This window comes from Colwellia sp. BRX9-1, from assembly GCF_014077195.1.
Lineage (GTDB): Bacteria > Pseudomonadota > Gammaproteobacteria > Enterobacterales > Alteromonadaceae > Colwellia_A.
The window spans coordinates 221279-235604 of the sequence record NZ_JACGVM010000005.1 but is presented as its reverse complement, the minus strand read 5'-3'; the positions used below and the strand labels follow the sequence as shown (position 1 = coordinate 235604).

13 protein-coding genes, 1 pseudogene and 1 riboswitch are annotated in these 14326 nt (G+C 36.7%); of the genes and pseudogenes, 6 read left to right on the top strand and 8 right to left on the bottom strand.

Features of this window, described 5'->3' with window-relative positions; all coding sequences use genetic code 11:
• A pseudogene (locus tag H4J76_RS19895) lies at positions 1-77 on the bottom strand (Type I secretion system protein TolC); the annotation flags it as partial.
• A 484-nt stretch (positions 78-561) separates the two neighbouring features.
• Between H4J76_RS19895 and H4J76_RS07620 the strand changes: the two are divergent.
• Complete coding sequence (locus H4J76_RS07620; RefSeq protein WP_259377129.1) at positions 562-1329, top strand: haloacid dehalogenase type II; 768 nt, start codon at positions 562-564, stop codon at positions 1327-1329.
• Positions 1330-2744: 1415 nt separating this feature from the next.
• On the opposite strand, the gene H4J76_RS07615 is transcribed toward H4J76_RS07620, so the two are convergent.
• Entirely contained in the window at positions 2745-2996 is a 252-nt protein-coding gene (locus H4J76_RS07615) for a hypothetical protein (protein WP_259377128.1), read from the bottom strand.
• 923 nt (positions 2997-3919) lie between these two features.
• Here H4J76_RS07615 and H4J76_RS07610 point away from each other — a divergent pair.
• Genes H4J76_RS07610 through H4J76_RS07595 form a run of 4 tightly spaced genes read left to right on the top strand, consistent with a single transcriptional unit; the run spans position 3920 to position 6098 of the window.
• Positions 3920-4417, top strand: a complete 498-nt coding sequence (locus H4J76_RS07610; RefSeq protein ID WP_182230351.1) for an RNA polymerase sigma factor — start codon at positions 3920-3922, stop codon at positions 4415-4417.
• Entirely contained in the window at positions 4410-4961 is a 552-nt protein-coding gene (locus tag H4J76_RS07605; protein WP_182214497.1) for a hypothetical protein, read from the top strand. The genes H4J76_RS07610 and H4J76_RS07605 overlap by 8 nt, the downstream gene beginning before the upstream one ends.
• Entirely contained in the window at positions 4958-5500 is a 543-nt protein-coding gene (locus H4J76_RS07600; protein WP_182175201.1) for a DUF4252 domain-containing protein, read from the top strand. Before H4J76_RS07605 ends, H4J76_RS07600 begins: the two co-directional genes overlap by 4 nt.
• A 10-nt stretch (positions 5501-5510) precedes the next feature.
• Positions 5511-6098 (top strand): DUF4252 domain-containing protein, encoded by a 588-nt coding sequence (locus tag H4J76_RS07595; protein WP_182230350.1) that lies wholly within the window; start codon positions 5511-5513, stop codon positions 6096-6098.
• 63 nt (positions 6099-6161) lie between these two features.
• Here H4J76_RS07595 and H4J76_RS07590 read toward each other — a convergent pair whose 3' ends face one another.
• The 5 genes from H4J76_RS07590 to H4J76_RS07570 all read right to left on the bottom strand — a co-directional run bounded on the left by H4J76_RS07590 (position 6162) and on the right by H4J76_RS07570 (position 11554).
• The gene (locus H4J76_RS07590) at positions 6162-7703 is read right to left on the bottom strand and encodes a S10 family peptidase (RefSeq protein WP_182221335.1); all 1542 of its coding nucleotides are present in this window, start codon (positions 7701-7703) and stop codon (positions 6162-6164) included.
• A gap of 127 nt (positions 7704-7830) precedes the next feature.
• Entirely contained in the window at positions 7831-8403 is a 573-nt protein-coding gene (locus H4J76_RS07585; protein WP_182214504.1) for a HutD family protein, read from the bottom strand.
• Entirely contained in the window at positions 8403-9248 is an 846-nt protein-coding gene (fghA, locus tag H4J76_RS07580; RefSeq protein WP_182221337.1) for an S-formylglutathione hydrolase, read from the bottom strand. Before fghA ends, H4J76_RS07585 begins: the two co-directional genes overlap by 1 nt.
• A 21-nt stretch (positions 9249-9269) precedes the next feature.
• Positions 9270-10418 (bottom strand): S-(hydroxymethyl)glutathione dehydrogenase/class III alcohol dehydrogenase, encoded by a 1149-nt coding sequence (locus tag H4J76_RS07575; RefSeq protein ID WP_220465219.1) that lies wholly within the window; start codon positions 10416-10418, stop codon positions 9270-9272.
• A gap of 194 nt (positions 10419-10612) precedes the next feature.
• Entirely contained in the window at positions 10613-11554 is a 942-nt protein-coding gene (locus H4J76_RS07570) for a tetratricopeptide repeat protein (protein WP_182214507.1), read from the bottom strand.
• 154 nt (positions 11555-11708) lie between these two features.
• Between H4J76_RS07570 and H4J76_RS07565 the strand changes: the two genes are divergently transcribed.
• Positions 11709-12218: an outer membrane beta-barrel protein gene (locus H4J76_RS07565; RefSeq protein WP_182214509.1), complete on the top strand. Its 510-nt coding sequence runs from the start codon at positions 11709-11711 to the stop codon at positions 12216-12218.
• 80 nt (positions 12219-12298) lie between these two features.
• Here H4J76_RS07565 and H4J76_RS07560 read toward each other — a convergent pair whose 3' ends face one another.
• Entirely contained in the window at positions 12299-13975 is a 1677-nt protein-coding gene (locus H4J76_RS07560; RefSeq protein WP_220466001.1) for a M1 family metallopeptidase, read from the bottom strand.
• A 174-nt stretch (positions 13976-14149) separates the two neighbouring features.
• A riboswitch (TPP riboswitch) is annotated at positions 14150-14271 on the top strand.
• The last annotated feature ends 55 nt before the right edge of the window (positions 14272-14326 follow it).

Sequence of the window (14326 nt, the reverse complement as noted above, 5' to 3'; positions counted from 1 at the left end):
CGTCGAACACAACGCGCCACACAATGGTAATAAGGTGTGTCTACTAAACTGATTTGTTGCTTCCTTGGCGTGGCCATAACTCACCTAAGATAAAGTAGCTTGATTACTTTAGCGTAGTACAAAGGGAAAACTTGTTCAATTTAGGATGAGTGTCTGTTGATTTTTTGTTAGATAGCAATAGACCTCATTAACTCCGAAAACTAACAAAATAACTTTCAATACATTGTTTTAAATTTAATTTTTTATATATGAAATAAAAAAAATTCATTACGGTCTTATTAGCCTAACGTATATTAATTTTGAGTTTTATCTATAACTCAATGAGTTCTGATGAGGATAATGGATAAGTTTGTGAGCCCTGCTCACAGTATAAAAATTTTTGAAGTCTTCTATGGTCATAGTTGCCTATATCCATCGAAATCACAATATAGCAAGTTTTTAATGGCCCTATTATTTTTTAGCAAAAAAATGACAAGGTTCAAATGAATAATTACTCGCTGTCTATTTACTATATGAATGTAATCCATATAGTTACGGTTATATTATTTAACAGGTGTTTAAATGAAATTAAAACTTTACGTATTATTATTTTCTGTATTTTTGTCTATAACCTCTATCGCGAAAGAGGTAGAGACATTTCATAAGATGCACAGTACCTTACCTAGCGTTATCTTTTTTGATGTGAATGAAACCCTACTTGATTTAGGTAATGTGGCTAAGTCTGTGACAGTTGCCTTAAAAGGACGAGATGATTTAGTAGCTAGTTGGTTTACTACTATGTTGCACTATTCTTTAGTCACTAATGCAATTAATGATTACCATCACTTTGGCGAAATAGGCATTGCTGCATTACAATTAGTTGCAAAGCAAAATGATATTTTTTTGACAAAAGAAGAAGCAACCTTAGCAATTAAAACGCCATTTAGAGACTTACAACCACACCTTGATGTTATTGCTGGTTTAAAGAAGTTTAAAGATAGTGGCATAAAATTGGTCACTCTCACTAATTCGTCAGATGCAGGTATTGCCAGTCAACTTAAGAACGCTAAATTAACCGAATATTTTGATGGCGCATTAACAGTCCAAAAATTACAAATTTTTAAGCCTGATTTACGTGTTTACGAGTGGGCTTTAAAGCAAATGAATGTTGAGGCTGGTGACGCGATGTTGATTGCTGCACATGGTTGGGATGTTGCTGGAGCAGCTAAAGCTGGAATGCAAACCGGATTTATAGAACGTCCAGGTATGTTTCAGTTCGAGTTAGTCGAAAAAGCGGATTACAGTGCGCCAAATTTACTTCAACTAGCTAATAAAATTTTAGGTTTTTAGGTTTTCATCAATAAGAAGTACCCTAGGTTATTTGATGGTACTTCTTAAATAATTAAAGATGAGTGTCTTGTTAATTTTTCTTCTTAATTTTTTTGTTAATTTTTGCTCTACCACTTCGATAATATTGGCGAAGCAGAGGATTACGTTGATCATTCAAAGGTGACCCCCTCGAAAAGCTTACCTCGACCCATCATTTTATTATTAATAATAACACTGAATTAACCACCTCGTTACATTGGGTGGTTAACTTGTAAGATAGGAGGTCTTTGTACTTGTTTTTATTCATTTTTATTCGTTTTTATGGTATCTTCAGCGGCATAGAATATTTTGTATTTTTGGTTGCACAGTTTTCGCCTAAATGGATTTAGTGCACTTCGCTCAACTTCATGGTTAGTTGAGCAAAGTGGTAATAAGGTTTCAATCCTACTCATTCCACGCTACAAGTTTTGATGTTTTTTGGTCATTTCAGTGTTTACCATCGACACACATATAATAAATTAAAGGATTAATTATGAATAAATGTAAATTTTGCGAGAATGAATTACCTGTTATGAGGGTCCAGCGAAGTTGGACAGAAAAACATTTCAACCATAGAAATGAATTTAAATATCAATGTAACAATTGCTATAAAATTACATTTAAAAAATCAAAGATATCTCTCTAAAATATCTATTACAGCGTATCCCTCTCCCTTAATACTTACTTTGACCAATACCCTACAGTATTGGTTATAGTGATCCCTACAAAAGAATAACTTACGAAACAGCTCGTCATTTACCGATGATTTATGCAGACTAAAATCTTACCAGTATCATATTTGATAAAGCACAATCGAATGAATGATTTATGTAAGCTATATTATTTAATGCCGATGTCTAGGGGATGGGCACCCAATCCCTAATAAAGTCCCTTTAAAATAAAACCGTCGATAAGTTATATTATCGTCGGCTTTTTATTGACTCTACTTGATTAAACGCATAATTTACCAATTAAACTAATGACCGATTTTTTGGATTACTTGTCGTTAGAGAAGCCAAGGCTAACGCCAGCTACCGTATCTTTGTTAACATTAAGCTTTTGAGTTATTAAGGGCAGTTCAGAGCCTGAAGCAGACGTTAGACATATTATGCCTTTACGGGTTTTCTATCTCACTATGGGGCACTTAGTGAGATAAGAATATGATCATTTTGTCCGCTTAGTTGACATGATCTAGTGGCGGATTTTAACGACAACTGATCACTAACAGAAGCCTTTCTGACTTAGTTAGACAGCTTGTTAATTGTTGATTATTTCTGTTAACAATCGTTCGTTGTATATGTAATTGTTGGTAATAGGTCAATTGCTGTTGGTGCCTTGTAGGTCAAATAGCATTTGGTTCCTGTGATAGGTATATTATTATTAGTAATACCACTGAATCAAACTAAAGACGAACGAGTTAAATAGAAATACCCTCCACCGAAAGTATCACCATATGCCCAGTCTTCTCCAAGATTCACTGCATTAGCTATTCCCGTTGTTCTATTGCCACTAGGGTAACCATGCTTAATCTCAATATCATCATTCCCATCACCATCAATATCAATGTTTGTTAAAGCTTGGTTTTGTATCCCCTGAACTATCGACTTTCCATACACTAGCTTGGAGCTTGAGATAAGAGTCCCTCCCATAGATTCTAGTACGGCCTTGTTAGCATCTGAACTAATATCTATAAATTTTGGTGCAGCAGTAACAGCTAAGATCCCCAAAATTACAATTACTACTACCAACTCAATTAAGGTAAAACCTTGTTCCTTTGTTCGATTAGAAATCTATATCTATCTCTGCATATTTGGCTTAATACGTTATTTTCGACGTACTAAGTACGATTGTACATTTTTATTTAAAAACAACGAGGTAGTATATAAAAACCATAATACATTTAGCATTAGGTAGATCAAGCATTTGTTGATTTATTCGTATTTAGTTATTCATGCCAGATTGAGCATTAAAAGCCAATCTCATTTGGTGATTGGTAGTATCAAACATTATGCGCAGTCACATGAGAATTTGACCCTATATGAGACTACCGAGAACATTCTCATTCCCGACGAGATTAACCACTAAAAGCACCAAAAACCGAAAAAAACAAAAAACTGAGTAATTACTTCACTTTTTACTTTACACTTATAGAGTTGTTACTCTATAATGATTTTGTTCTCTTTTAGTGAGCACCTGTTGTAATAATTTTATATTTTAGCTTCCCCAAAGCTATCCAGCCGATGAACTTGTTTTCATCGGTTTTTTTATGCCTAAAATTCAATAAAATATAAAAATCACCTGTCGCAATTATAATGGCCATCACTAAAAATTGTCTTTAATCGACTCAATTAAGCTTATTCATAAAAATTTTTTAACTTAATATCATTTTATCCACAGATTCATTTCTTAACGATAACACATTGATTAACCAATTTATTTCAAGAAACCCTACCCTATTAGTTATATTGAATCTACTTATCATACCAATCACTTTGGCGACTCTTTTTAATAATAAATTAAAAATAAGATACTTAATTTGTAACCTTTCACAAAGTAGTGCGTAATTATAACTATGAAAGGAAATAAATTTAATAAAATACTCGAACAGCATCAGCAACGAATCTATTCGTTAGCCTTGTATATTTTACGTGATAAACATGAAGCGGAAGATATTACACAAGATGTTTTTACGCGTTTATGGAATAACATCCAACAAGTAGATATTGAAAAAGTATCGGCTTGGCTATCTACGGTAACCCGTAATGCTTGTATTGATAAATTGCGTAAGCGTAAGGAATTCAGCCAAGTTGAAGAAGAGCATCAAGTGACACAAAAACATGAAGAACCGGCAGGGAATTTACAGCACCAACAATTAAGTCGTTGGTTAAGTGAGGCGATTGCTTGTTTAAAAGAACCCTATAGTTCGTTGATTATGTTATGTGATGTACAACAAAACAGCCAAAGTATTGCGGCGAAATCACTTAACTTAACCACCAGCCAAGTAAAAGTCTATTTACATCGTGCACGACGTGAATTGCGAAATAATTTAAAGGGGTATACCCATGAATAATAAAGAATCATGGCAGAAACCATTAGATGATTTTTTAGCGAACAATGACCTTTCAGCTGACACCCGCGTGCTAGCAAGAGTATTGTCCGAGAGCAGTGAATTAACTAATGAACAACTTAGTAACCAACAAATTGCTGAGTTGGAAACAGCGTTACATATTGAACAACATTTAAATGACATAGGTTTGCAGCCTTTATCAGCCGATTTGAAAAACAAGTTACAGGGCATTAGCAAAACTGAAAAAAGCAGTCATGTGATTTTTGGCTACTTTACGCCTAGCTGGAAAAAACTTAGTGCGCTAGCCGCAACCGTTACCGCTATCGCTTTACTCAACACCAATATACTAAGTGATCCTATAAATAAACAGCCATCACTGGCAGAAATACAACATGCTGAGCAAGAGTTAGCAATCGCTTTGCAATATATATCATTCGCTAAAAAAATATCAACAGAGCAAATAAAGCAAACATTTGACGAAAATATACAACAACCATTGAACCAAGGTTTATTTAAACCACTTAATCATTTTAAGGAAACATCATGAAAAAATTATTATCAGCACTTATTTTATTTAGTTCATCATTATTAATGAGCAGTTCAGCTTTTGCCGATGACATTACAAAAGAGCGAGGTTATGTAGACTTTGCCAGCCTTAACTCAGTTTATGGTGAACCTAAAGTGATGGTTAATTTAAATAAAACCATGTTAGGTTTTATTAGCAAAATTAATCTGTCTGATCCAGAAGCATCAGAGTTAATCAGCAAATTAAAAGCTGTTCGTGTACAAATCTATAATATGAAAGGTAGCGATCAACCGGCAATAGATTTAATTGCAAAAGTCAGCAAAGATATTCAATCTAAAAACTGGTTACCTATTGTATCGGTCAATGAAGAAGATGAAAAGGTACGAGTATTCACCAAAATCACTGATGACCTTATGGATGGTTTAGTGGTTATGGTTATTAACAATAAAAGTGATAAGGACGGCCGAGAAGCGGTATTCATTAACATTGTTGGTGAAATAGACCCTGCACAAATTAATAAAGTAACCAAATCACTTAACATTGATATTGACTTAAAATAACGAGTAAACCATGAAACTATCTCACTATTTTTTAAAGAAAGTGACCTTGCTATTAGCAATTGCAGCAAGCTTTTTCTTAACCGGGTGCGGCATTACCGCAGGGGGACTTCACAGTCATGCTGGCTATGCCGATATTGAATCACCTTATTGGTGGCAAGCTGACAGCGAAATAAACTTGTCTTTAGGTCCATTAGCCATTGGCACAGCACGTTGGGTTATTGATGCCGATGAAGACCCTGAAATTGATGCTTTATTGGATGACGTAGATGGTGTTCGTATAAGTGTTTATAACGTTGAAAAAAACAGTGAGTTGTTTAAAGATAATTTCATTGAAACTCAAGCTAATTTACGTGCCGATGGTTGGCAACATGTAGTAAGAATGAATGATGATGAATCAACTGATTACTCACTGATGTTCATCAAGTCAAACGGTGAAGTAATTGATGGTTTAGTTGTACTGTCACTTTCAGATAATGAGGCGGTATTTGTCAATATTATTGGTAATATCCACCCTAACTCTTTTGAACCTATTATGGAGCAGGTTTATAAGAAAAATGATGCGGCAAAAAGATTTAAAGAAGTAGATGAAGAGGAATAACATATTAGCCGATTAAGTTATAAATGATAACTTAATCGGCTTGCTTTTAAGTGCTAAGATAATTTATCGTGGCGAAGCAGCTTTGTATTTAGCGGCTTGTTTATTATCAGGTAAAGACGCTTTAATAAATTGACGAATATCATCATTCGCCGCTTTTAAATCTTCATAGCGAAGGTACATCATATGACCACTGCGGTAGCCTTTAAAAGACAAACGGTCTTGCATTTTACCACTTTGATCTAACTGCCACATAGTGTACTTAGCATCAAAATAGTTAGTCGCACCATCGTAGTAACCGGCTTGGAACATGACATTTAAATAAGGGTTTTGTGCCATCGCTAAACGTAAATTTTTACCGGTATTATTGTTAGTGCGATCCCACGGATGTACATCACCGAACATATTATATTTAATGTCTGTTTTATAGTTTAACTCTTCGCGTAAATAGTAATTAATGGCGGGCGTGAAACTGTGCAGCCATGACGTTAATTCAGCATTGTAGTCAGGACGTGAACCGGTTGTTTTCTCGTCAATACCTAAGTAACGTGAATCTAAACGACCAATTGTTTGCTCACGGTCACGTAATAGTTCTTTCCAAAAATAGGAAGCGCTAATATCTAAATTACTGCGTAATACTTCAGTGACCGAAAGTCCTGAATAATAAGAGACCTTTTCAGCTATCGCCTGTTTTTCTGCTGGGCTAATAAAGCCACCTTTAGCGAGTGCAGGTATGTATTGCTCAATAGTAAACTTTTCAACTTCAGGCAAAATATCCAATAAGTCTTTTTGCTGTAAATCGCTCTTTAGTGCTTGGTGATACCAGGCAGCAGCTGCAAAATAAGGTAGGCGATTTGCGGCCTTTACTGGTCCGTCACGCTTAATACCAATATCGGTTGGCGACACGAGAATCACACCATTTAAATACATCCACTGACGTGATTGTAGTTCTAAAGCTAAACCTGAAACACGGGTAGTACCATAACTTTCACCGATTAAATATTTTGGTGAACGCCAGCGCTCATTCCGGGTCACAAAAGTATTGACCCAATCTGCTAGATATTTGATGTCGGCATTGACACCAAAAAACATCGATTTTTGTTGTTCTTTCGAAGGCATCTTGCCCTCTTTGTCGGGTAAAACTCGTGAATAACCCGTATTAACTGGGTTAACAAAAACAATATCGGCAACATCTAAAATTGAATAGTCATTGGTCTTAACACCGTAAGGCTGCAATGGATATCCTTCGTCATCAACATTTAAAACACGTGGGCCGGTGTAGGCAACATGCATCCAAACAGATGCTGAACCTGGGCCGCCGTTAAAAGAAATTAATAAAGGTCGTGCGCTTTTATTCTTAACATCGCTGCGTTGGTAATAGGTATAAAACAAACTGGCGGTTGGGTTACCCTCACTGTCCCATACGGGTTGAGTACCTGTAGTGGCAGTGTAGTCGAATTTTTTACCATTAACCTTAGTGCTATGTTTTGTGGTTGAGCTTTCGTCGATAGGTAACTTGCGGCTATTGTCAGCAGTATTCTCAGCATTAGCAAACGGTGAGAATATCAGCAACAAGGCGAATACTTTGACTAAATGGTGTGCTTTCATTTTAACGTCCTGTGCATTGAATTTTTATTAATATCTCCATACTCTAAAACAGAAAAAATATTATCGCTGAAATAAAAGTTTAAATGACTATTTTCAGCGATAAACACCTGCTGTCACTAAATTTTGCCTAGGTATTTTGCGTTAAGTAAACCACGATCAGCTTTTGTCCTGTAATCGTCATCTCCCCTGCTTTAAGGGTATTCAATTTCAATAAATGCCCTGCCTTTATTATTTGGTGATTTTGGTATGACGTTAACTGGAATGCACCCGATAAACTGTAAACAAAGCATAAGTCTGCAGCTTTAAGTTCAACTGTTTGTTGAGCTAGCAAGGTTTCCACAACGGCCGAGCACTTTTCTTTATCGGTAATAATATTAAAATCGGTAATTTCGCCTGCAGGTAAATGTCCAACGGTTCGACAACCCCCATCAAAATTGGCGACATCGAGGATATTATTCAACTGATCAGTTTTACGGTTATCGTGTTGTAAATTAATGCCCTTACCGGCAATGAGAATGAGATTACGCTGATAACCTGAAAAATCAGAAAAGACTCCATCTTCAACAACATTCGCCATACTCAAGCGCCAAATAAAGTCAGCTAAAGTACCGCCGTCATTAATCGCCAATTCAATAGTTTCACCTTGGCCATTTTTCCATGGGATAGTCTTAAAATGTTCAGGTGAAATAACTGTAAACATTAAGACTGCCCCAAATGTTTCGCATGGAAACATAAGTGACTTTCAATAAAACTGGCGATGAAAAAGTAACTGTGATCATATCCCTGATGTTGGTTAAGTATTAGTGGATAGTTATTACTCAGCGCCGCTGAAATCAATGATTCTGGCTGAAGTTGCTCTTGCAAAAAGTCATCGGCTAAACCTTGATCAACCAATGCCGGTATATGCTGTGTACTTGCTTTCATCAACACGCTTGCATCATGTTGCTGCCATAAAGCTTTATCATCACCTAAATAAGCGCTAAACGCTTTTTGTCCCCAAGGGCTATTAATTGGATTAGCTATGGGGCTAAAAGCAGATACCGAACAATATTTATCAGGATTTTTTAGCGCTATCGTTAACGCGCCATGCCCACCCATTGAATGACCACTGATTGATTTTTTACTCGATACAGGAAAGTTTTCTGCAATTAACGCTGGCAATTCATTAACAATATAATCATACATTTTATAATGAGTAGACCAAGGTTTCTCGGTGGCATTTATATAGAAACCCGCACCTAACCCTAGATCGTAAGACTGGTTTTCATCATCGGCAACATCATCCCCGCGCGGGCTGGTATCAGGACAAACAATGGCTATACCGAGTGCCGATGCCATGCGCTGTCCTCCTGATTTCTGTACAAAGTTTTCATCGGTACAGGTCAGTCCTGAAAGCCAATATAAAACCGGCACTGGTGAATGCTTGCTGGCACCCTCAGGTAAATAAATAGCGAAACGCATCGGACATTTTAGACTTTCAGCATGATGTTGAAAATGCTCTTGAACGCCACCAAACATTTTATTACTGCTAATTTTTTCTAACATGATCTTCAACCTTTTAGGTACTTACGAATGGTTAAAATGAATAACACTACGAATACTCTTACCTTCGTGCATTAATTCAAAGGCCTCATTAATTTTTTCTAACGACATGGTATGGGTAATAAAGTCGTTTAAAGCAAATTCACCGGCAAGATAGCGTTCAACATACTCAGGTAACTCACTACGACCTTTCACCCCACCAAAGGCAGTACCACGCCATACTCGACCAGTAACCAGTTGAAATGGGCGAGTTGAAATCTCTTGTCCTGCGCCAGCAACACCAATAATAATAGACTCACCCCAGCCTTTATGACAACACTCTAAGGCCGAACGCATCACATTAACATTACCGATACATTCAAAAGAGTAGTCAACACCACCATCGGTTAATTCAACAATAACGTCTTGAATAGGTTTATCGTAATCTTTGGGATTAATACAGTCTGTTGCACCCAGCTTTTTGGCTAACTCAAATTTACTTTCGTTGATATCAATCGCAATAATACGGCTTGCTTTCGCCATAGCAGCGCCAATAATAGCCGACAAACCAATACCACCTAAACCAAAAATAGCCACGGTATCACCTACTTCAACTTTCGCCGTATTCATGACTGCGCCCATGCCGGTAGTTACTCCGCAACCCAATAAACACACTTCTTCAAGCGGTGCTTTAGGGTTAACTTTCGCTAAAGATATTTCAGGTAAAACAGTATATTCAGAGAAAGTAGAACAGCCCATATAGTGAAATATAGCTTTGCCGTTTAATGAAAATCTCGAGGTGCCATCAGGCATTAAGCCTTTACCTTGGGTTTCGCGAATTTTTTGACACAGGTTGGTTTTACCCGATTTACAGAATTTACACTCACCACACTCAGGTGTGTATAAAGGAATGACATGATCGCCAACCGCAACACTGGTGACACCCTCACCTATTTGTTCAACAATTCCGCCACCTTCATGCCCTAAAATGACTGGAAATATTCCTTCAGGGTCTTCGCCTGAAAGCGTGAAAGCATCTGTATGACAAACGCCTGAAGCGATGATTTTAACGAGAACCTCGCCTTTTTTGGGAAGTTCTACATCAATTTCTTCAATTGTTAAGGGTTTATTTGGCCCCCAAGCAATTGCAGCTTTAGATTTGATGGTGTTTAGTTTTTGCGTAACTGCTGACATATGAATTGACCTGATTACATTCTTTAAAGACAATGATAGTGGATAAATATCAGGAATAACAGCCTATTGAAATGGATAAAATTATGTTAACCCGATTAATAAATTGGGCTTTACTATGATGGCGAGATATTCACCATAAGGATTTATCAAACCTTTTTGCAGTATGCTTTGTTATCGACTCCCTCTTAAAGGTTTTATAATTCACCCTTAAGGTCATTAAGCTTTAATAGCAGGTTTGGCGCTAAGAGTTCTTCGTTAATGGCCAGTAATAGCTCCTCGGCTTGTTCTTTATCACCGCCCAGCAACTTTATTTCGGCTAAGTACAATTTTGCATGAGAGGCTTTCACAACATCTAAAGCAATGTCAGCATGCTTAATTGCGGCTAAATAACTTTTTTCAGCCAATGAGAATTGTTCAGCGTGTTGTTGTGCTTGCGCTAAATTAAAATGTACTGTCGCTATTTGTTGTTCATTGCCATATTTATAACTCCAAGGAACGGTTGCATACCAGTGAGCAAGCGCTTCATCATACAATTCAAGTTGCCTAGCGACGTGCCCTAAATGACCAAAAAGATCCATCATAAACTGCGGATTATGACTGTTTTTATATTTTTCTTTTAAAGCATTAAGTGACTCATAGGCTTCAGGTAACTCACCAATAAACATTTGTAAGTTAGCAATTTCAATAAGTTTAATTGGAGATGGATAAACTTCATTCATTATTGCTAATTGTGCTTTTGCTTTATAAATATAACGCTTCCCTTCTACTAAGTCGCCATGACTAAGTAAACACTTAGCATAATACATATAAAGAGTGACTTGAAAAGGGATCGGTAGGTCTTCATCGTTTATCCAACGCTTTGTTTCTTGGTAAAGCTCATCACTGTGTTGCAAAATAAATAGCGAGGATAATTTGAATTGCATTAAGCTAAACCAGATGCGGCTTTTCGGCTGTACTTGGGTTAATTCAATATTAACTTTTTCTAGGCATGATGATGGCGAGCGCTGACATAGCTTTGCTGTGCTCTCACTTTTCATTGCATAACTTTTTGCAACCGGTAAGCAAAAAACCCACAATAATAGTGCTATAAGTCCAAGTAAATAAAGTTTTGAAGAGATAAAAAAATGTTTATTCATCGTTAGATATTGCCACTGATGTTATTAATTGCCAAGTGCCAGACTATAATTTATTAAAGATTATTGAACAAAAAATATCTTGGTGTTAAGCTCTGCGCGAAATCTTCACCTTAATTTAACCTAAAGTTAACCCAAATAAAATAAAGGATTTATTATGTTTAAGAAAACCGCTATTGCACTCACTCTTTTCAGTCTTTCCCTAACAGCCGTAGCTGCTGATTGGCAAGTGGGCGGTGGATTCGGTCAGTTATCTGATAGCTCTGATGGCGACGATATTTCTTTGAACTTTATCTATGGCTCAGTGGCATATAAAATTGAAAATTCAGCGAAAAACTTTTACTTGATGCCTGAACTTCGTCTCGGTTCTGGTGTTGGTGACGACTCACTTTACGGTGCTAAAATTGAAGTAGAAAGCTTACTCGCTTTGTCTTTGCGTGGTCAATACGACTTCAACAATCGCGCATATGTTTATGTGATGCCGTCTTATGCAAACTTAGACCTCAAAGCAAGCTACCGTGGCGAATCAGCGTCTGATGATTCATGGGAGTTTGGTTTCGGCGCTGGTGTTGGTTATAGCCTCAATAAAAAAGTGAGCGTTGAAGCCTCTTATGAAACGTATGACGGTACTAAATTACTTTCTGTTGGTTTTAAATACGCTTTTTAAGCGCAATATTTAACTGACCGTTGACGTATAAGGAGAGCAATAAGCTCTCCTTTTTAATTTTATACCGTTAACTTTTAAAACTAATGACCTAAAACACTGAGTGTCGAAATATAAAAGTTAGCATCAACGGCTATATTTGGATTTTCCTGCTCAAGTTCAACAGTAGTCCAAGTTGCTGTTGGTGCCAGCCACTGTGTTTTACCGGCAATAGTGACGCGTAACGGCATATCAAAACCCTTAACCACGTTACCCCAACGAATTTTCATCACTTTATCTTTGATAAAATATTCGAAAGTGGGAATACGTATATCACGTAAATATTGATCAAATACCTTACTTAAGTCGATACCTGATTGTGTGCTAATGTAGTTTTCAATATCTTGGGTAGTCACTGTTTGATGATAAAAAACTTTACCTAGTCCACGGAGTATTTCTCGCCATTTTCTATCATTATTAATCACTTGGCGAATAGTATGCAGCATATTGCCACCTTTATCGTACATATCACCAGAACCACCGCGATTAGCATTATATTCGCCAATAATAGGGGATTGATTACCAATATTCATCCGTTGACCACGAACGTATTCAAAGGCTTGCTCTTTGGTGAAATGATACTCTAAAAATAAACTTTCTGAATAGTTAGTAAAGCTCTCATGGATCCACATATCGGCAACATCTTTATTGGTGATGTTATTGGCAAACCACTCATGACCTGATTCATGAACAATAATAAAATCAAATAATAATCCTGGGCCAGTACTACTTCTATCACGCCCTAAATAACCATTTTGATAACCATTACCATAAGTCACCGAACTTTGATGCTCCATCCCCAAATATGGTGCTTCCACCAGTTTATAACTGTCTTCATAAAACGGATAAGGACCAAACCAATGCTCGAACGCTTCAATGGTTCGTTTTGCTTCTTTAAACTGTTTTCTTGCTTTCGCTAAGTTTTCCCGTAAAACATAGTAGTCCATATCAAGCTGACCTTTTTCACCTTGATACTTTTCACCAAAATGAACATAGTCACCAATGTTAATATTGACCCCATAATTATTAATAGGATTCACAACTTGCCAATGATAAATTTTTGTTTTATCAATTTTATTGTGTTCAACTTTAATTAATCGACCATTAGACACATCCATTAAATGTTCTGGCACTTCAACGCTGATTAACACGCCATTGTTAGGCTCGTCGGCAGGATGATCTTTATTTGGCCACCAAATACTAGAGCCAATGCCTTGATTTGAAGTGGCAATAAAGTCGAGGCCATTACTGTCTTTCTTCCAAGTAATACCGCCATCCCATGGGGCGTTTTTTGCGGTAACGGGCTGTCCAGAGAAGTACATAGTTATCTTCTGCTCCGAGCCTATTTCTTGCTTACTGGCTGGGGTAATAAAATAAGAATAGCCATCTTGCTCTACTTCAAGCGCCTTACCATTTTGGTGTACTTTCTCAAGCTTCATTGGCGCCTGTAGTTCTATTTGTAAACGTTCACCTTTAGCTAACACCTTATAAGTCATGGTGTTTTTACCTGAAAAAAGCTTAGTTTCAGGGTCAACTTTTACATTAAGATGATAATGAATTAAATCCCACCACTTTCTTTCTGGTGTAATAGTACCCCGTAATTTTTCTTGGTGCGTTACTTTGCCACTTTCTTGTTGCCAATTACTCGCGCTAACATGCCCAGCAAAAACCATAGCGCAAACTAAGCCAGCAAGTGAAGTCGTTATCCGTTTTTTTATCATTGTTATTGTCCTAACACTCTCTCGTATACAATATACTAGCATTGTGTAATATAAATTGTGAACCCTAAAAAGGGTAAGATCTGTCAACGACTCACATCGTTATCTAAAAATTAATTATAACCAAATACAACATTATGATTGCGTATTTTGAAACTAATACGATAGAATCACCACAATTACTTGTCGGAGTGCTGAGATTATTTCTAAAGAAATATTCAAAGCTGAGATCGCGAAAGCGGGATCCGTAGAACCTGATCAGATTAATATCTGCGTAAGGGAACAAGGTAAAATAAAAGAGTTAAAGGATTAATTCGTCACTTTTTTATTTTTTCCTCACTCTACACTTCGTCT

Excerpts from the sequence above, each read along its gene's own strand:
- H4J76_RS07560 (WP_220466001.1), bottom strand. The coding sequence starts at position 13,975 with ATGATAAAAAAACGGATAACGACTTCACTTGCTGGCTTAGTTTGCGCT.
- fghA (WP_182221337.1), bottom strand. The coding sequence starts at position 9,248 with ATGTTAGAAAAAATTAGCAGTAATAAAATGTTTGGTGGCGTTCAAGAG.
- H4J76_RS07575 (WP_220465219.1), bottom strand. The coding sequence starts at position 10,418 with ATGTCAGCAGTTACGCAAAAACTAAACACCATCAAATCTAAAGCTGCA.
- H4J76_RS07620 (WP_259377129.1), top strand. The coding sequence starts at position 562 with ATGAAATTAAAACTTTACGTATTATTATTTTCTGTATTTTTGTCTATA.
- H4J76_RS07570 (WP_182214507.1), bottom strand. The coding sequence starts at position 11,554 with ATGAATAAACATTTTTTTATCTCTTCAAAACTTTATTTACTTGGACTT.
- H4J76_RS07595 (WP_182230350.1), top strand. The coding sequence starts at position 5,511 with ATGAAACTATCTCACTATTTTTTAAAGAAAGTGACCTTGCTATTAGCA.
- H4J76_RS07565 (WP_182214509.1), top strand. The coding sequence starts at position 11,709 with ATGTTTAAGAAAACCGCTATTGCACTCACTCTTTTCAGTCTTTCCCTA.
- H4J76_RS07610 (WP_182230351.1), top strand. The coding sequence starts at position 3,920 with ATGAAAGGAAATAAATTTAATAAAATACTCGAACAGCATCAGCAACGA.
- H4J76_RS07585 (WP_182214504.1), bottom strand. The coding sequence starts at position 8,403 with ATGTTTACAGTTATTTCACCTGAACATTTTAAGACTATCCCATGGAAA.
- H4J76_RS07600 (WP_182175201.1), top strand. The coding sequence starts at position 4,958 with ATGAAAAAATTATTATCAGCACTTATTTTATTTAGTTCATCATTATTA.
- H4J76_RS07590 (WP_182221335.1), bottom strand. The coding sequence starts at position 7,703 with ATGAAAGCACACCATTTAGTCAAAGTATTCGCCTTGTTGCTGATATTC.
- H4J76_RS07605 (WP_182214497.1), top strand. The coding sequence starts at position 4,410 with ATGAATAATAAAGAATCATGGCAGAAACCATTAGATGATTTTTTAGCG.
- H4J76_RS07615 (WP_259377128.1), bottom strand. The coding sequence starts at position 2,996 with ATGGGAGGGACTCTTATCTCAAGCTCCAAGCTAGTGTATGGAAAGTCG.